Here is a 16,718-nt window from a genome sequence, read left to right as displayed (position 1 = left end):
AGAATTCAGCCCAACAAAAAAGCAGCCATTAAAAGCTGCTTTTTTTGTTTGATTTCTGGGGAAAAGAGAGTGATTTCTACAACGTTGGGACAGAATGGGTTATTCTAGTTCCCATTTCCTCAGTCTGTCCACACAGCCTTTCATGGACCTGAATTGGTGGTAACTCGCCTTCCAGATATGGCCCTTATCTGCAGTTTTCAATTCGGGCTGCTTGTCAAGTCCACCAGAAAACCAATCCCCATGCTCCTGGTCGATCAAATGCTCTTGATTGTAGCGCCAGAGTTTTTCGAATTTCCCAAAATAGTCCATCGAATCTTCCGGAAAATACTCCGCCATCATCAGCAGCGTATTCATGCCCTCGGACTGTGCCCACCAGTTTTTGCTGTCCTTGATCACCCTTGGTTCAGTCTCACCTGCGAAATAGTAACTCTCGTCGTAGAATCCACCCATTTCATTATCCCAACCAAACCGAAGTGCATGGTCAACCATTTTCTTGGAGACAGCGAGGGTCTTTTCGTCATCACCCCAGCCCAACACGTGGGCACTCTCCATCAGGAGGAAGGCTGTCTCCACATCATGGCCGTAGGATACATGATCGAGACCTCGATGCCGTAGGATTTCTTCTTCCGATAAGTGTTGGAACGAAACCGGCGTCCAATTGGGCTGCAGGAAAAGAACGAGCGAACCCTTATCGTTGACAATAGTGTCCCGGATAAGGACCAGCATTTCTTCCAAGCGGGTCTTCAGCAAGGGGTCTTTCCAAACTTGGTACAACTCCGTAAAAGCCTCCAGCAAATGGATCGAGCTATTTTGATCCTTGTAACCCAAATCGGAGGTGCTTGGCGTATCCTCTGCCCTGGGTATTGGAGTACCGTTTTGGTCCAAATGCTGGAAATAGCCTCCGTAAATGGAATCATGGCTGTGCTTCTCAAGCCAACGGAAGGCATCAATCGCCAAGGCCAGCCCTGTCGAGTCGCCTGTCGCCTCAAAATAGGCCGCAAGGCCAAAAATGGCAAAACTATTCCCGTAAGCCGTCTTTTTTGGTGATTTCTCCAACAAGGGCTCACCCGAGCGACTTACCAATTGATAGAATCCGCCATGTTCCCTGTCCCACATCTTGTCCCTGAGGAAAGCAAATCCATGCTTGGCCCCATCCGCATAATGTTGGACATCGGGATATCGAATGGCCGCCTTGGAATTCGACCACAAATGCCGCGCCTGGGTGACGATCATCTTTTCCTGCGCATCGTCCTTGCGCTGAAAATCATACGAAAAATTGCTGAAATAGCCTCCGGAATCCAGATCCAGGGCTTTTGGATACCAAGTTGCCAGTAGATTCTCTTGAAGCGATTTTTCTATTTCCTCCGAAATAACTGCGTAGGAATATGCTTCTTCTGAAGACTGCTGCTGACAGGCAATAAGTAAAAAAACGAGAGGTACAATGCTGAGAATGGACTTCATAGGTGGCTGGTTTGGGTTTGATTTGAAAAATAAAAAAAATAAAGCAGTAAATATGGAATTTTCACATGAACTACTACATTAGACTTTTGCAAAAACTACCCCACTATGAAGCCGAATTTATTTTCTTTCCTTATCCTGCTTGCCATTGGCTACCATTTTGACGCTCAGGCCACTGAAAAAGAACTCAAGACAAATATCCAGCAAGTGACCATTTTCAGCAATGGCGCCCAGGTTTTTGAAAATGGTTCGGTGCAGGTCGATGCCGGGGAAACGACGCTGATCATCAAAGGGAAATCTCCTTACATGGACGAAAAGAGCCTGCAAGTAAAATCCACCGGGGCCCTGACGATCCTTTCTGTCAACCACCGATCCAATTACTTGGAGAAAAAACTGGTATCCCAAAACGACAGCCTCGTCACACTTTTGGACAAGGAAAATCTAAATCTTGACAAATTGGTCGCTGAACAGGATGTCTTGAAGGAGAAAATGGCCCTCCTCCAAAACAACAAAAACCTCGGCGGCGCCAATATTGGCCTATCGATGACGGCACTGAAGCAGGCGCTTGATTTTTTTGAAAAAGAAATTTCCGCCATCAAATCCGAGGAAATCAACAACCGGAGAAAACAGCAGGAAACCCGCCTAAAGATCCAAAGACTGGAAAAGCAAATCAATGATTTTCAGTCCGAGCCGATCACACCCGTATCCGAAGTCTGGATCAAAGTCAGCGCGCAGAGAGCAGGCACGGCCAATTTCGCCGTTTCCTATTTGGTATCGGGCGCGGGATGGTTTCCCAAATACGACATCCGGGCAATCAATATCCAAAAGCCCATCCAAATCCAATACAAGGCCGAAATCTGGCAAAACACGGGCAACGATTGGAAAAACGTCAAGATCAAACTTTCCAACGCCCAACCCAACAAGAACAGCAGCCTCCCCGAACTCCAAAAATGGAACCTCACCTACGCTAGAAACACGATCGTAAGCTCAGGGGCACTCAATAAGGTGGATGGTGTAGTGAGTGGAGTCGTCTGGGACGAAAATGGAGGACCACTTCCAGGAGCAATTGTTCTTGCAAAAGGAACCACTATTGGGACAACGACCGATGTAAATGGTAGATACTCCATTACCCTGCCGAATGGTGTCAATAGATTGGTTTTCAGCTTCATTGGGTTCAAAACTTTAGAAATGCCAGTCCAAAGCAATCAAATGAATGTAAGGATGGCAGAAGATATCGCTGCGTTAAATGAGGTGGTGGTTGGATATCAGACCAAAAAAAACGAAAAGAATAAGCGCAGGTACTGTCGCCACAATCAATGAGGATGCCGAAGACGCCTATGAACCGCTGGAAACCGTGATCCGGGAAAACCAAACCACGGTGGAGATTGAAGTCGAGAAGCCTTACACCCTCCTGACCAACGGCGAAAAGCTCCTCGTGGACCTGAAGACAATGGAATTACCGGCTAGCTATGAGTATTTTTCCGTACCGAAATTGGATCCCTCGGCCTTCTTGATCGCTCAGGTGACGGATTGGGAGTAACTCAACCTGCTGCCTGGTGAGGCAAATCTGTATTTCGAGGAGACATTTATCGGGAAGACGATACTTGACCCGGTGGCATTCCAAGATACCTTGAGCATTTCGCTTGGAAGGGACCAAGGCATCAACATCAAGCGTGAAAAGGTCGCCCAATTCAGTACCAAGCGCAACGTCGGCTCCAATGTGAACGAATCCCGTGCCTATCAAATCCAAGTCAGAAACTCCAAGAGTGTGCCCGTCAAACTCACCATCACAGATCAAATCCCGGTGTCCGTCGTCAGCGACATCACGGTAAGTGCGACCGAACTCAGTGGTGCCAGCAAGGATGATGAAAAAGGATTCCTGACTTGGAAGATGGAGCTCCCAGCCCAGGGTCAAAAAACGCTCGAATTCAGGTATGAGGTGCGCTATCCGAGAAGGGAAAAAGTGATTTTGGATTGAACGGACAGCGGCGAAAAAGCAAATGCTTTTCGCCGCATTATTTCACTTGCTTGAAATCCACGCGATTGGCTACATTGCGCACTCAAACCTAGCGCCGCCTCTACATGCCGAGATTGACCAGTTCCAAGACCGTTTCAGGATTCATCATGGCCATTTCTTCGGCCATTTTTTGGGGGATATCCGGCACTTGCGCCCAGTTTCTTTTTGAGCAAAAGCAACTCAACCCCGCTTGGCTGGTGAGTTGGAGGCTGATGCTGGCCGGTGGGCTTTTGGTTGGGATCGCTTTTCTGCAAAAAAACTCAGACGCTGCCGCCATCTGGAAAAAGCCGAAAGACATCTTGCAGTTGTTGGTCTTTGCAGTCTTGGGCATGGTAACCGTGCAGTACACCTATTTCTACAGCATCGACCTATCCAACGCCGCCACGGCGACCGTCCTACAATACACCGGGCCGATGTTTGTCGTGGCATTCTATGCGATCAAAAACCGACGCTGGCCCATCATGCTCGAGTACGCCAGCCTGTTTCTGGCAATCGGTGGGACTTTTCTGTTGGTAACCCACGGGAGCTTCAGCAGCCTCGTGATATCCGAAAAAGCCCTGCTTTGGGGATTTCTGTCGGCGGTCGCCTTGGCGTTTTACACCATTTATCCAGTGGTTTTGTTGAGAAAATACTCTGCAGCAACGGTCACGGGTTGGGCGATGCTGATCGGTGGATTGGTACTTTCGGTATGGACCCAGCCTTGGGAAGTCATTGGCGTATGGGACATCGGCACTTGGTCTGCCTTTTTGTACATTATCCTTTTTGGGACACTGATTGCGTTCTACTCATTCCTGACGGCAGTGCCGGTCATTGGCGCGCAGACAGCGAGCTTGCTATGCTCTGTGGAACCCTTGGCCGCTGCCGCTGTAGCGGTAATTTGGCTCAATGTGCCTTTTGGCGGCTTAGATTGGCTCGGTACGCTTTTCATATTGATTACGGTGGTACTGTTGACCTTGGGGGCGAAAAAGGAAGGGGCTAAAAAACTAGAAAAATCACATTGATAAATTCGATGTCTTCTGGATTTTCAATATCCTATTTCCCTGCCGAAATTGGATTCCGACTCAAAATGAATTTTCTGTAGAGATAAAGTAGTTATGTTGAGATCAACATTTGAAAGGCTACCAATCAACACTTACAGAAGGATTTACTTTCTGTCGAAGCGAATAAACCAATCAGATAGCTCAATCGGGAGTTTTGCGAATACCGAGAATGCCCTGTTTGGATTTGTCCAACAACCAAAGAAACCATAAATTACAGGTGTCAATCACTAATCAATATGTACACGTACAAGATACATTTACACAAGGAAGCAGAAGGTGGTTATACCGTTTCTGTTCCTGCATTGCCGGGCTGTATAACCTATGGAGAAGATGTGGATGAAGCTATTTCCATGGCAAAAGAAGCCATTGAACTCTATATTGAAGAATTGCAGGCTCGGGGCGAATCTGTCCCTGATGACCGGAATACACTGGAATATTCTTTGAACCTTGAAATGGCATGAACCTTAGCCCAAAGAACCTTATCAAGATTCTAGAACAACACGGCTTCATTTTCAAACGCTCCAAAGGTTCGCACCACCTTTATTTCAATCCCATCACCAACAAAACGGTCATTGTACCGGTACACGGAGGAAAGGATATGAAAAAGGGCACTTTTCTAGCTGTACTCAAACAGGCCGGCATTGACAAAACAATTTTAGACTAAAGTCACCTTTTTTGCCAATTTTGACGTTGGTCTCGAGGTCTCTAAATAGAATATCGAAAATAAAACGTCCCTGACTTCACAGCTTTTGATTCATCCACTCCCAGTTGAGGGTAAGTACGAGAATCCTTGAGCTAGGATTTCGGGAAGAGGGCTACCATCTCATGCGGCTTTTGACATCAACACGAAGCCCCTCCTTTAGTCAAACAAACCCTAGTAGCAATACTTTTCCAGATTCCCAGATACGAGACTTCGCAATGTTTCGATTGAACAGAATTCCTCTATAAAATGGTCCGGTTTATATATTTGCAAATCATCAAGATTCAAGACACGAACCTCTTCTCCATCAACGAACCAAATACAATTCCTGACGAACTTTACAGAAAAAAGGAATGAGAAGTTATATTTTTCCAAAATCCTTAATCCATCATACATAGACCTGTCATAGTCGTCGGGTCCAAACTCTTTTGAATCGCTGTAAGCACAGAAAGATCGAAATTTTCGCTTTTTTGTGCCTTCATGGAAAGCCAGATAGGAGTCGTATTTTTTTCATTCAAAACAATAACACTGGAAATAGGAAATCCAGAGGAAGGAACCAAGTGGTCAACGATGTCTTTTTCGATTTCATCATTCAGTAAAGTCTTTGAAAATTCAAAAGAGGCAATTGGCAGGAATTCAAGTTTTTTGGAATCAAGTCTGACAAAAATACTTTCATTTAATCCATCACCAACACACTTGATATATGCCTTTCTTGCAGTCTTTTTGTTCTTAATCCAACTCCTGTCTAAATCAAGATTATCCAGTTGTGCGTTTGCGGTGTTAATATTCAGAAACAAGATTGACAGGATTATAAATTTCAAATTCTTCATCGCCAGATTCTATGAATTGTAAATGATGGAAACCTGTAGGATCTAAACTTCAGTGTGCTGAAGAATCACCCCACTTCGGTGTAGTATAGACAATCGTTGGTGGCTGGGTTGCTTTTAAGTAAACCTTCTGTAAAAACCGATTTGTAATTGGAATCTATACCCCAAGACCGCAGCGGAATATAGTTTGAGATCGGTTGAATTACAAATCCAACTTAAAAGGAATGCGTGATTTCAAATCATGCCTGGCGCTTACATTACACCTCCCACATTGGGGAAATTCAAAGCTTAACCACCCGCCCATCTCACGACAGGCGGATGGCCTTTAGTGTTTGGAATCAGGATTTGACCAAGTTTTTGTTTTTGGCTACCCCACGGAGGATTTCCTCCCACTTTCTCATGAGGACAATCTCGCCCATTTGGTCAGAAAAGAGCGCTGAGTTATAGAATTCCAAGGTGTAGTTCTTTGGAATCGGCGCCCTTAAGCTGATCTGGAAACCCATCCGATCCATAAACTTATCCGGCACAGGACCTTTTTCAGCCAAATTACTGTCCGAAAGCTTGTAGCTTTTCAGCTCAAAAGGATATCCCAAATCCAATAGATGAACGGTTTCCTCCTCCCCAAACTTCACATAAAGCAACTGTCTCTGCCTTTCATCGAGGCCGAGGGCATATTTGTTACGCCAGAAATCCACCGCATCCGGCGAAATATGTGCGTCTTTGGCAAGCAGTGCAAAGCGGGCATGTTGCTGCCTTGTCGTTTTTCGTTGTTTGCTGATATGGTACACAAATGGTGCGCAAAACGCGGCAAATAACACCAAGGATATGACCAAGGTGATTGGTTCAATGTCAAACATGTTTTGTTGAATTTGTAGGTAATCAATAGGAAATCAAGGCCTTCCCTGCGGGAAGATCCAGGTGGGTATGTTCAAAAATTCAATTGATCACCAAAAAAAGTGGAAGGGATAAAGCACGCGACTGATATCAAAAAACACAAGCCTTTTCTTCCACCAATCAATAATCAGAGACCTTGACTTGAGGATTTTTACTGAGAATGGAAAGCTTGTAAAGCAAAACTGGTCGACCGGGAACTTGAAGCTTTCAATCTGGCTTTGGAAAACCTTGAAGTTCGGCTGCACCAGATTCGTATGGTCAGTCAACCCATAAGATTCTACCCACGTGGATTTTCCGGGGGAATCCTGACGGTTCGAATCCGAAAAGCCACCAAATCCCAAGCTAAGCATGAGAAGACTGAGCGCCAGGAAATTGGAGAATATCTTTCTAATTGAAGCCAATGGAATGGGAGCCAAAGATCTGGATAATTAACGACTTACAAACGTAATAAATTCCTATTCCATACTTAAAAAAAATTGGTGCTAAGATTGTCAATCAATAAAACAATTGTATTTACCTTTCCCAAAAAACCGCTGATATGATACTTTCCATTGTATTGCTGCTAGTTGGCTTCGTCATTTTGATCTTTGGTGCCGACAAATTGGTCGAAGCGGCTTCGGCCTTGGCCGCCAATTTTGGGATTCCCAACATCGTCATAGGATTGACTGTGGTGGCTTTCGGCACTTCGGCGCCAGAACTTGTCGTCAACGTATTTGCAGCGATCAACAACTCACCGGAGATGGTCATGGGCAACGTTTTGGGAAGTAATATTTTCAACGTCCTTGGGATTCTTGGCGTCTCTGCAGTGATTTATCCGCTTGCTGTGAAGTCAAATACCACTTGGATTGAGATTCCCTTGGCATTTTTGGCGGCGTTATTGGTGCTTATCGTAGCAAGCGACCAGCTTTTGGATAAACTGCCGGAAGATTTAATTACAAGAAGCGAAGGCATCGTGATGCTACTGTTTTTTGCAGTGTTTTTGGCGTATAATATCATTGTCTCAAAAAACCCCGGCCAAAAGCCCGAGTCAATCGAAATCCCGAAGTATTCCAGTGCCCAATCCATGCTTTGGATCATCGTCGGATTGGCGGGATTGGTCTTTGGAGGGAAATTGATCGTGGACAACGCTGTCTCCATCGCATCCTCGCTGGGAATATCGGAACGTGTCATTGGCTTGACGATCGTCTCAATCGGCACTTCCTTGCCGGAATTGGCAACTTCTATCGCAGCAGTCCGCAAGAAAAAAGTCGATATCGCCATCGGCAATGTCGTGGGCTCCAATATTTTCAATATCTTCTTCATTCTTGGAGTATCATCGACAATCCTACCAATCACGATCCAACCGGAAAACTTTAGGGACATCTGGATGAATATCATTGCAGGACTACTCCTCTTTGTATTTATTTTCACTGGAAAAGAAAGAAAATTGGAAAGGTGGGAAGGTGTAATCTTCCTCGTGCTTTACACTGCCTATGTGACCTCCTTGGTCATGGATTCACTGTAAAATCAGTTTTGGAGCGGTGGCGGGCAACGAATTTCCGCCATCGATTCAAGACAATCAGGACTGATCTTCAGCATATTCCCCATCGAAGTTGATCCAAAGCTGCTTTCCGGGAAAGTAATCCTCTTCCTCTAGGTTGAGATTGGATATGCCGATCCCCAAAAGGCGCACTGCTGCCACGAGTGGCTCCTGATGCCACAGTTCCCAGATTATTTCTTTGATTCTCGCAGGTTCCAGAAACTTCTCGATTGTTTTGCTGCGCGTATGTATCGTGAAATCATGGTACTTGATCTTGAGTGTCACGGTTCTGCCTTTGACGCCGGATCGTTCCATCCTACGGACAACCTCTTCCCATATCCGCTCCAAGGCATCCGCGATTTGCTCATCTTCGCTGATGTCTTTGGAAAAAGTGCTCTCGGCACTTAAGGATTTACGGATGCGGTTGGGTTTGACCTCACTTAGGTGGATTCCACGGACGATATTGTAAAAATGGAGCCCCGATTTTCCGAATTTCTTGGTCAAGTACTGTACGGAATACTGCTTCAGGTCAAATCCATTGTGTATACCCAACTCCTTCATTTTCTCCGCTGTCACCTTTCCGATCCCGTAAAAGCGCTCAATCGGCAATTTTTCCAGAAATGCCTCCGCATTCTTTGGCAAAATCACGGCCTGACCGTTGGGCTTATTGATATCAGAGGCGGTTTTAGCAAGGAATTTATTGTAGGAAATACCAGCAGACGCATTCAATCCCAACTCATCCTTGATACGTTTTCTGATTTCCAAGGCGATTCGGGTCGCAGAGGGGTTATTGACCTTGTTTTCCGTCACATCCAAAAATGCCTCGTCCAAGGAAAGCGGCTCGACAAGGTCCGTGTAATCCAAAAAAATTTGTCGGATCTGGCCCGAAATCTCCTTGTAACGCTCAAACCGCGGCCGCACAAAAATCAACCCGGGACATCTCAAAGCTGCAATCTTCCCGGGCATCGCGGAGCGCACGCCGAATTTTCGGGCTTCATACGACGCCGCCGCCACCACGCCTCGTTCGCGATTGCCGCCCACGGCAACAGGTTTTCCACGCAGCTCAGGATTGTCCAACTGCTCCACCGAAGCGAAAAACGCGTCCATGTCCACATGGATGATCTTTCGTATCGTGGATTGGTCAATCATCGTTGTCGAGTCAAAACTTCCAATATCGCCGAGGCCTTGAGTAGACATTCCTCATACTCATATGCAGGATCTGCATCATAAGTAATCGCCGAACCGACGGCAAAATAGCCCTTACCGATGGACTTGTCGAATACAATACTGCGGATGATCACGTTGAAATCAAAGTCCCCGTTCGGCTGCACGACACCCAATGTCCCGGAAAACCATCCTCGCTTGAAATTCTCATAGCGCTCGATCAGTTCCATGCACTTGATTTTGGGCGCGCCGGTCATACTACCCATCGGGAAATTGGCATGGAAAATATCCTTTAGTGAAACGTTTTCCCTGAGAGTAGAACTAACCGTTGAAATCATCTGGTGAACTTTGGGAAATGCATAGACCCCAAACAGTTCATCCACATCGACCGTACCGATTTCAGAAACCTTGGAAAGGTCATTCCGCATCAGATCCACAATCATGAGGTTTTCCGCTCTTTCCTTTTCGGAATCAAAAAGCCGAAGTCTCAGCATCTCGTCTTCCGCCTCGTTTTTGCCACGTCGAATTGTGCCTTTGATGGGCTGTGCGATCAATCTCCTGCCTGTCTTTTTGAGAAAACGCTCCGGACTGGCGACTAGCAGGTACAAGTTATTGGCCTTGTAAAAAGCCGAAAAAGGCATCAAAGAGATCCGCATCAGATCGAGAAATCCCAAAATTGGATTCCAGGAATATTGTTGAAAATGAAACGCTTGGCAAAAATTCAGCTCATAAATATCTCCTTCTACAATATGCTGTTGGATTGCTTTGACTTTCTCCGAATAGGTTTCTTTGGACTCAAGTCCAAGAACCTCAACGCGGGGGTTTTTATCCGGCAAAACTTCCGAAAACCGCTCGAAATCAGTGGCCAACATGCTGGCCTCTGGATGCGAAAAGACCAAAATGCCCTCCTCCCATGAAATCGACAATTCAGCCTCCCAAAAAACATAATCCGGACAGGCAATCATGGCAGGATTTTCACTCTTCAAAGCCTCAATCTTGTTTTTGTAGTCATATCCCACCAACGCAACCAGGTCGTTCTCGAAAGGCACATTTCCGATCTGTCCCCAGGATATTGATTTGCTACCAGCTAAAATACGCCCTTGGAATTCACCATTTGGATAGCCGAAGTGGGTTGTCGGCGAATACAAAAAAAACGGAAAACGAGCATCCAGCCACGCCAAGAGTTTGCGCTTAAAAAAATCAGACTGGCCCGTAGGTACTTGGATTTCTACTTTCACGCAGTAAAAATAAAAAAAAGGGTGACCCGAAAGTCACCCCTACTTCCAACTGGTTTAACGATCTGAATCAATTGGTTGTAATCTCAAAACCAACGCTTACAGTATTGTAGATAAATTGGTCTTTAGCTTTGTCAACAGCGGCACTTTCATCTCCGTAAGACAATCCCCAAGCGGTTCTATCGATGTTGAATCCGGCCTTAGCAGAAACTTTGCCTTCAGTGATAGTCACCGCAGCAGGAAACTTGATGTTTTTGGTTGTACCACGCATTGTCAAGTTGCCAGAGATCCAATGGGTAGGATTGGCAGGAGCAATTTCTGAATCTTTCTGAGGCGTGTTTGCTGATGGGAACTGAGTCAGGTCCTGAATAGCCGCAACACCAAAAGGTTCTACACCGGTAACTTCAAACACTGCCTGTGGATGGTTGGCAGCGTCAAAGAAATCAGGAGATTGCAAGTGGCCCCACAGTTTTCCGTAGAATTCATTGGTCTCTTCCATGTCCTGGATTTTCAAACCCGTGATATCGAAAACGAATTTCGCTCCGGTCAACTCATTTTCCTTGACCATTACTTCTCCAGAAACCGCTGGAATGTAGCCAAAATGCTTACCGGTAGGCTTGTATCCTGTCCAGTTGATCTTGCTTGTAGCTGGGTCAACGGTCAAAGTTGCTCCTTCTGCTTCTGCAACTTCCTGTGCTTCGCTTGTTTCTACTGTCTCGCCGGGCTTGCTGCATGAAAGCACCAAGAACGTAAATGCGACAAATAAGCCTGTTCTTTTTACTAAGTTCATAATGTTTGGTTTGTTTGGTTTCGACATTAAATGTATATACACGTAAACTGATTTGCTTAAAAAAAGTTCACGGTGCAGAAAAAAAAAGAATATTTTTGAAGAGAAAGAAAAACCATATCCGAGGAAAATGGCGCTCATAAAAAGTGTAAGGGGATTCAAGCCTAGATTTGGAGAAAATTGCTGGCTTGCTGAAAATGCGACAGTCGTTGGTGATGTTATCATGGGCGAGAATTGCACCGTCTGGTTCAACGCCGTCGTCCGCGGTGACGTCCACCAAATCCGGATCGGAAACGACACCAATATCCAAGATGGCGCAGTCATTCATTGTACCTACCAAAAAGCCGGAACGTATATCGGTAACAAAGTCTCCATTGCACACAATGCCATCGTCCATGGCTGTACGATTCATGATAATGTATTGATTGGAATGGGGGCAATTGTCATGGACAATGCGGTAGTTCATTCGGGCGCTGTCATTGCAGCCGGTGCCGTTGTGCTGTCAGGGACGGTGGTCGAAGCCAACTCAATTTACGCAGGAATGCCGGCCAGGAAAGTAAAAGAAACAGGACCTGAGATGCTTGAAGTCATCCAACGGACAGCGCGAAATTACCCCATGTATGCCGAATGGTTCAAATCCGAGGACGAATGAATTCATTTTTAAAGAACAGTCAAAACAAGGTTTTGGCGATTTTGGGCGTATTGGTACTGGTTTTCAACCTATGGCTGCTTCCATTAGGTACTGAGGGAAAAATCCCACTTGACCTCAAGTTTGGCTACGACACGAAGGAAGCTTTTGAGGTTTTGGATGAGTTAGGCGCAACAATACTTCCAAAGTATAGATTTGGCCTTTTGGTCACGGACATGATTTATCCATTTGTTTATGGTGGATTTCTCTCCCTGCTGCTGCTGAGGGTCTGGGGAAAAAGGTGGATTTTGATATTTCCGGTTTTGGTGATGTTGCTCGATATCGATGAAAACCTATCAATTCTTACCTTGGTGGATACTTTTCCCCAGCTCTCAGATTCCGACGTCGAAAGGGCGAGCCTCTTAACCTCTGCAAAATGGGTGATAGTGGGAGTCACATTCTCAATCTTGATTGCCGGGTCGATCAAAGGACGCTTCCTCAAGTAATGCCGTGATAATTTAGCACTGATTTCCAGTAAAATCACCCATTCAGTGATGAAACTATTTCTCACTGAATTCGAAATCCATCGATTACCAAAACCACGTTCAATATTTCTGTCCGGATTTACCCAAACGCCTAAAATGTTTTAGGATTTTTTTTGTGAATCCTGAAAAGGGGGCTATTTTTAGTAGGAATAGACGATCCAATTTTATGAAAGAAGAATATTTCAAGTGGTATTCCCCGCATTTGCATCGGGATGTGCAAATGCTTGTTTTTGGCCACAGAGGGTATCCCGTCGTGTTGTATCCCACATCGATGGGCTCCTTTCACGAAAACAAGGATATGGGTCTCATTGGGTCCGCCCACTGGTTTATCGAGCAGGGGCTGATCCAGATTTACTGTCCGGAAAGCAATGACCGAAACAGTTTCTACAACAAGCATGTCCATCCTCACCAGCGTATCCAAAACCACATCGCCTACGACCACTTTATCCTAAATGATGTAGTGGAAAAAGTCCGGCATCACACCGCCGTCGGCAAAGTGGTGATGGCGGGTTGTAGTTTTGGGGGATATCATGCTGCGACATTCGCTTTCAGACATCCGGATGTGGTGAGCCACATGTTTTCGATGTCCGGGGCTTTCGAAATACGCAATTTCATGGATGGCTACAATCACGGCGACATTTACTACAATTCCCCATTGGAGTTTTTACCCGGCCTGCACAATCCTGCACTTTGGCAAATGGACATCGTGCTCGGTACGTCCAATTGGGACATCTGCTTCGATGCCAACATCAAGTTAAGCGATGTACTCGAAGGAAAAAGGGTACCACATTGGCTGGATGCGCGCAAAGACCGCCACCATGATTGGCCGCTTTGGAAGGAAATGTTCCCCCATTATTTGTCACGAATCAAATTCAATTAACTAAATACCACCATTTATGAAAAAAATCGGAATCCTTTTTGGCATGGAAGACACTTTTCCCCATGCTTTCGTGGAACGGGTCAATGAAAAGAAAGAAAAAGGCATCATCGCCGAGCCTGTGTCGATCGACAAAGTCATCCAAAACCAACTGACCGAGTACGCGGTCATCATTGATAGGATTTCGCAGGATGTACCCTTTTACAGGGCATACCTGAAAAACGCAGCCCTGACAGGGACAGCGGTCATCAACAACCCCTTCTGGTGGAGCGCGGACGACAAGTTCTTCAACAATTGCCTTGCGGACAAGCTTGGTGTCCCTCTGCCGAATACCGTGATTCTCCCTTCCGCGGAACATCCAACCGATACCACCGCAAAGTCATTTCGAAACCTCAAAATGCCATTGGATTGGCAGGGAATTTTCGACTATGTGAAATTCCCCGCCTACATGAAGCCCTATGCCGGAGGTGGATGGAAAAATGTCTATAGGCTGGAAAATAAGGAGGAGTTTTTCCAGAAACACAGGGAAACCGGCCAGTTGGTCATGTTGCTTCAGGAGGAAATCGTATTTGACGAATACTTCCGGGTGTATTGCTTGGGCGGAAAAGCCGTACGCATCATGGAGTACGAACCCAGGAATCCACATCATCTGCGCTACGTCGTCAACCGACCACCTGCCTCGAAGAAACTGCTGGCGAAGGTTAAGGAGTATGCAATCGCCCTTTGCCAAGGTCTGGGATATGACTTCAATACCGTGGAATTTGCCGTCAGGGATGGAATCCCGTATGCGATCGATTTTGGAAATCCAGCACCGGATGCCGACGTCAACTCAGTAGGTCAGGCCAATTTTGATTGGGTAGTGGAAGAAGCTGCTAAAATGGCCATTGCATATGCAAAAACCCAAAAACCAGGAAAAATCAACCTTACCTGGGGGACGTTCATGAAGGATGCAGTTGCCGACGCCAAAAGATTCTGATCTATGCTAAGAAAATTGCCGGTATTTACCCTCGGGGTGGAGGAAGAATACCAAATCATTGATCCCAACACACGGGACTTGAGATCGCACATGTCAAAAATCGTAGATGGCGCAAAGATCTTTCTCAAAGAGCAGGTGAAAGCGGAAATGCACCAATCCGTGGTGGAAGTAGGTACCAACATCTGCCAAACTGTGGCCGATGCGCGAAAAGAAGTGTCTTTCCTAAGGAGAAAAATTGTGGATTTGGCCTCTGAACAAGGCCTGGTCGTAGGCGCTTCGGGCACACACCCCTTTTCCAAATGGCAGGACCAACCGATCACGGATGATCCCAGATACCATATGATTGTAAAGGAGCTTCAGGATACCGCGCGGTCCAACTTGATTTTTGGCCTGCACGTACATGTGGGTATCGAAAACCGGGAAATTGCGCTTCACATCATGAACCAGGCCTGCTATTTCCTGCCACATATCTATGCGCTTTCGACCAACTCCCCATTTTGGGAAGGGCGAAATACGGGATTCAAAGCATTTCGCGCGCACGTCTTTGCGAAGTTTCCGAGGACAGGACTGCCGGAGTATTTCGATTCTGTCCAATCCTACGATAATTTCCTCGAGACTTTGGTCAAGACCAATTGCATCGACAACCCAAAAAAGATCTGGTGGGACCTGCGGATGCACCCTTTCTTCAGCACCATCGAGTTTAGGATTTGCGATATGTGTCTGACGGTAGACGAGACGATTTGCATTGTGGCATTGATTCAGGCCGTTGTTGCCAAATTGTACAAAATGCACATGATGAACACCAGCTTCAACATCTACCGCATTGCCCTAATTCGTGAAAACAAATTCCGTGCGGCAAGATATGGTACCGATGGATTGATGATTGATTTCGGACAAAAAACCGAGGTACCCTATAAGGAACTGATGATCGAACTCTTGGATTTTGTGGATGATGTCGTGGATGAACTCGGAAGCCGCGAGGAAATCAACTATGTGCATCAAATCCTCAAAACAGGAACAGGCGCCGATAAGCAACTTCAGGTATTCGAGGATGGTGGTCATGACTTGACCAAGGTGGTGGATTTCATCGTGGGAGAATTCACAAAAGGAATCTGAATCCGCTAAGAATGGAAAAACGGTAATGCAAAATCAATTCGGATAATGCCAAGCGATTTTGCATTACCTTTCGGCCTCACCCAAATATTGAAACCATGCATGAAAAGATCAAAGTCGCAGTCTTGGACATGTACAACGGCAAAGCAAACCAAGGCATGCGTTGTATCCATGACATCGTTGGCAGGTTTCCAAACGACCTTAGCCTGGATGTCTTTGATGTGAGGCAGCGGGCTGAGGTTCCCGCGCTGGACGATTACAACCTATATATCTGCTCCGGAGGTCCCGGAAATCCCTTGGAAGGCGATGGAATTTGGGACAAAAAATTCTACGGACTCCTCGATGGCATATGGAATTGGAACCAACAAAATGAACGGAAAAAGTACGTACTGTTCATTTGCCATAGTTTCCAAATGGCAGTGCAGCACTTTGGCTTTGCAGAAGTCTGCAAACGAAAATCGACCTCATTTGGGGTAATGACGATACACAAGACCGAAGAAGGAATGTCAGACCCACTTTTTGAGGGCTTGGACAATCCCTTTTGGGCGATTGACTCACGGGACTACCAGGTCGTGCAACCCCACGAAAAGCGTTTCAAGGAAATCGGCGCGGAAATCATCGCTCTTGAAAAGATCCGTGACCATGTGGCCTATGAGAGGGCCATCATGGCAATCCGATTTTCTCCTGAAATGGTGGGCACCCAATTCCATCCGGAGGCTGACCCCGTTGGCTTCCTCAACCACCTCAAGAAACACGAGGTTCGCGAAGAGATCATTGAACTGAAAGGGAAACAAAAGTACCTCTATATGCTCGAACACCTCGTCGAAGAGCATACCATCTACAAAACCAACGAGACCCTGATTCCCAATTTCCTCCGCCAATCCATTCAGGCCATCCGCGCCCAACATGAAGTTTTACTTTGAAAGAAACATGATGCT

19 protein-coding genes are annotated in these 16,718 nt (G+C 46.1%); 13 read left to right on the top strand and 6 right to left on the bottom strand.

What is annotated here, in order from left to right:
• Positions 1–99 precede the first annotated feature (99 nt).
• Positions 100–1,461: an AGE family epimerase/isomerase gene (locus C943_RS08330; RefSeq protein WP_008626499.1), complete on the bottom strand. Its 1,362-nt coding sequence runs from the start codon at positions 1,459–1,461 to the stop codon at positions 100–102.
• A gap of 105 nt (positions 1,462–1,566) precedes the next feature.
• On the opposite strand from C943_RS08330, the gene C943_RS08325 reads away from it, so the two are divergent.
• From C943_RS08325 to C943_RS08305, 6 genes are all read left to right on the top strand, one after another.
• A complete protein-coding gene (locus C943_RS08325; protein ID WP_040479682.1) occupies positions 1,567–2,778 on the top strand; it encodes a mucoidy inhibitor MuiA family protein in 1,212 nt (403 codons plus the stop codon).
• On the top strand, positions 2,717–2,998 hold the full coding sequence (locus tag C943_RS21375; RefSeq protein WP_051069549.1) for a hypothetical protein: 282 nt from the start codon (positions 2,717–2,719) through the stop codon (positions 2,996–2,998). Before C943_RS08325 ends, C943_RS21375 begins: the two co-directional genes overlap by 62 nt.
• Before the next feature lie 72 nt (positions 2,999–3,070).
• Positions 3,071–3,436: a DUF4139 domain-containing protein gene (locus C943_RS21370; RefSeq protein ID WP_051069547.1), complete on the top strand. Its 366-nt coding sequence runs from the start codon at positions 3,071–3,073 to the stop codon at positions 3,434–3,436.
• A 104-nt stretch (positions 3,437–3,540) separates the two neighbouring features.
• Entirely contained in the window at positions 3,541–4,476 is a 936-nt protein-coding gene (locus tag C943_RS08315; protein ID WP_008626497.1) for a DMT family transporter, read from the top strand.
• 275 nt (positions 4,477–4,751) lie between these two features.
• Positions 4,752–4,976 (top strand): type II toxin-antitoxin system HicB family antitoxin, encoded by a 225-nt coding sequence (locus C943_RS08310; protein ID WP_008626481.1) that lies wholly within the window; start codon positions 4,752–4,754, stop codon positions 4,974–4,976.
• On the top strand, positions 4,973–5,179 hold the full coding sequence (locus tag C943_RS08305; RefSeq protein WP_008626471.1) for a type II toxin-antitoxin system HicA family toxin: 207 nt from the start codon (positions 4,973–4,975) through the stop codon (positions 5,177–5,179). Before C943_RS08310 ends, C943_RS08305 begins: the two co-directional genes overlap by 4 nt.
• Positions 5,180–5,595: 416 nt before the next feature.
• Here the strand turns inward: C943_RS08305 and C943_RS08300 are convergent, their stop codons facing one another.
• On the bottom strand, positions 5,596–6,012 hold the full coding sequence (locus C943_RS08300) for a hypothetical protein (protein WP_211208873.1): 417 nt from the start codon (positions 6,010–6,012) through the stop codon (positions 5,596–5,598).
• Positions 6,013–6,380: 368 nt separating this feature from the next.
• Positions 6,381–6,899: a hypothetical protein gene (locus C943_RS08295; protein ID WP_008626469.1), complete on the bottom strand. Its 519-nt coding sequence runs from the start codon at positions 6,897–6,899 to the stop codon at positions 6,381–6,383.
• 575 nt (positions 6,900–7,474) lie between these two features.
• Here C943_RS08295 and C943_RS08285 point away from each other — a divergent pair.
• Positions 7,475–8,440 carry a calcium/sodium antiporter gene (locus C943_RS08285; RefSeq protein ID WP_008626467.1) on the top strand — a complete coding sequence of 322 codons (966 nt, stop codon included), beginning with the start codon at positions 7,475–7,477 and terminating at the stop codon, positions 8,438–8,440.
• 54 nt (positions 8,441–8,494) lie between these two features.
• Here the strand turns inward: C943_RS08285 and dinB are convergent, their stop codons facing one another.
• From dinB to C943_RS08270, 3 genes are all read right to left on the bottom strand, one after another.
• A complete protein-coding gene (dinB, locus tag C943_RS08280) occupies positions 8,495–9,604 on the bottom strand; it encodes a DNA polymerase IV (RefSeq protein ID WP_008626466.1) in 1,110 nt (369 codons plus the stop codon).
• Positions 9,601–10,857 (bottom strand): anthranilate synthase component I family protein, encoded by a 1,257-nt coding sequence (locus C943_RS08275; RefSeq protein ID WP_051069545.1) that lies wholly within the window; start codon positions 10,855–10,857, stop codon positions 9,601–9,603. Before C943_RS08275 ends, dinB begins: the two co-directional genes overlap by 4 nt.
• Positions 10,858–10,924: 67 nt before the next feature.
• A complete protein-coding gene (locus C943_RS08270) occupies positions 10,925–11,644 on the bottom strand; it encodes a YceI family protein (RefSeq protein WP_008626464.1) in 720 nt (239 codons plus the stop codon).
• A gap of 127 nt (positions 11,645–11,771) precedes the next feature.
• Here C943_RS08270 and C943_RS08265 point away from each other — a divergent pair, with 127 nt between their 5' ends.
• From C943_RS08265 to C943_RS08240, 6 genes are all read left to right on the top strand, one after another.
• The gene (locus tag C943_RS08265; protein WP_008626463.1) at positions 11,772–12,293 is read left to right on the top strand and encodes a gamma carbonic anhydrase family protein; all 522 of its coding nucleotides are present in this window, start codon (positions 11,772–11,774) and stop codon (positions 12,291–12,293) included.
• On the top strand, positions 12,290–12,775 hold the full coding sequence (locus tag C943_RS08260; protein WP_008626462.1) for a hypothetical protein: 486 nt from the start codon (positions 12,290–12,292) through the stop codon (positions 12,773–12,775). The genes C943_RS08265 and C943_RS08260 overlap by 4 nt, the downstream gene beginning before the upstream one ends.
• Positions 12,776–12,980: 205 nt before the next feature.
• Positions 12,981–13,694, top strand: coding sequence for an esterase family protein (locus tag C943_RS08255; RefSeq protein ID WP_008626455.1), 714 nt, complete (start codon positions 12,981–12,983; stop codon positions 13,692–13,694).
• A 16-nt stretch (positions 13,695–13,710) separates the two neighbouring features.
• Positions 13,711–14,667 carry an ATP-grasp domain-containing protein gene (locus tag C943_RS08250; RefSeq protein WP_008626453.1) on the top strand — a complete coding sequence of 319 codons (957 nt, stop codon included), beginning with the start codon at positions 13,711–13,713 and terminating at the stop codon, positions 14,665–14,667.
• Positions 14,668–14,670: 3 nt separating this feature from the next.
• On the top strand, positions 14,671–15,783 hold the full coding sequence (locus C943_RS08245; protein ID WP_008626451.1) for a carboxylate-amine ligase: 1,113 nt from the start codon (positions 14,671–14,673) through the stop codon (positions 15,781–15,783).
• 95 nt (positions 15,784–15,878) lie between these two features.
• Positions 15,879–16,703 carry a type 1 glutamine amidotransferase gene (locus C943_RS08240; protein WP_008626449.1) on the top strand — a complete coding sequence of 275 codons (825 nt, stop codon included), beginning with the start codon at positions 15,879–15,881 and terminating at the stop codon, positions 16,701–16,703.
• Positions 16,704–16,718 lie beyond the last annotated feature (15 nt).

The organism is Mariniradius saccharolyticus AK6, assembly GCF_000330725.2.
Lineage (GTDB): Bacteria > Bacteroidota > Bacteroidia > Cytophagales > Cyclobacteriaceae > Mariniradius > Mariniradius saccharolyticus.
This window is presented reverse-complemented; position numbering and strand designations above follow the sequence as displayed.

What these genes read in the sequence shown, in the direction of transcription:
- C943_RS08295 (WP_008626469.1), bottom strand. Translation starts at nt 6,899, where the DNA reads ATGTTTGACATTGAACCAATCACCTTGGTCATATCCTTGGTGTTATTT.
- C943_RS08240 (WP_008626449.1), top strand. Translation starts at nt 15,879, where the DNA reads ATGCATGAAAAGATCAAAGTCGCAGTCTTGGACATGTACAACGGCAAA.
- C943_RS08310 (WP_008626481.1), top strand. Translation starts at nt 4,752, where the DNA reads ATGTACACGTACAAGATACATTTACACAAGGAAGCAGAAGGTGGTTAT.
- C943_RS08245 (WP_008626451.1), top strand. Translation starts at nt 14,671, where the DNA reads ATGCTAAGAAAATTGCCGGTATTTACCCTCGGGGTGGAGGAAGAATAC.
- C943_RS08255 (WP_008626455.1), top strand. Translation starts at nt 12,981, where the DNA reads ATGAAAGAAGAATATTTCAAGTGGTATTCCCCGCATTTGCATCGGGAT.
- C943_RS08330 (WP_008626499.1), bottom strand. Translation starts at nt 1,461, where the DNA reads ATGAAGTCCATTCTCAGCATTGTACCTCTCGTTTTTTTACTTATTGCC.
- C943_RS08260 (WP_008626462.1), top strand. Translation starts at nt 12,290, where the DNA reads ATGAATTCATTTTTAAAGAACAGTCAAAACAAGGTTTTGGCGATTTTG.
- C943_RS08285 (WP_008626467.1), top strand. Translation starts at nt 7,475, where the DNA reads ATGATACTTTCCATTGTATTGCTGCTAGTTGGCTTCGTCATTTTGATC.
- dinB (WP_008626466.1), bottom strand. Translation starts at nt 9,604, where the DNA reads ATGATTGACCAATCCACGATACGAAAGATCATCCATGTGGACATGGAC.
- C943_RS08325 (WP_040479682.1), top strand. Translation starts at nt 1,567, where the DNA reads ATGAAGCCGAATTTATTTTCTTTCCTTATCCTGCTTGCCATTGGCTAC.
- C943_RS08305 (WP_008626471.1), top strand. Translation starts at nt 4,973, where the DNA reads ATGAACCTTAGCCCAAAGAACCTTATCAAGATTCTAGAACAACACGGC.
- C943_RS08270 (WP_008626464.1), bottom strand. Translation starts at nt 11,644, where the DNA reads ATGAACTTAGTAAAAAGAACAGGCTTATTTGTCGCATTTACGTTCTTG.
- C943_RS08265 (WP_008626463.1), top strand. Translation starts at nt 11,772, where the DNA reads ATGGCGCTCATAAAAAGTGTAAGGGGATTCAAGCCTAGATTTGGAGAA.
- C943_RS08315 (WP_008626497.1), top strand. Translation starts at nt 3,541, where the DNA reads ATGCCGAGATTGACCAGTTCCAAGACCGTTTCAGGATTCATCATGGCC.
- C943_RS08250 (WP_008626453.1), top strand. Translation starts at nt 13,711, where the DNA reads ATGAAAAAAATCGGAATCCTTTTTGGCATGGAAGACACTTTTCCCCAT.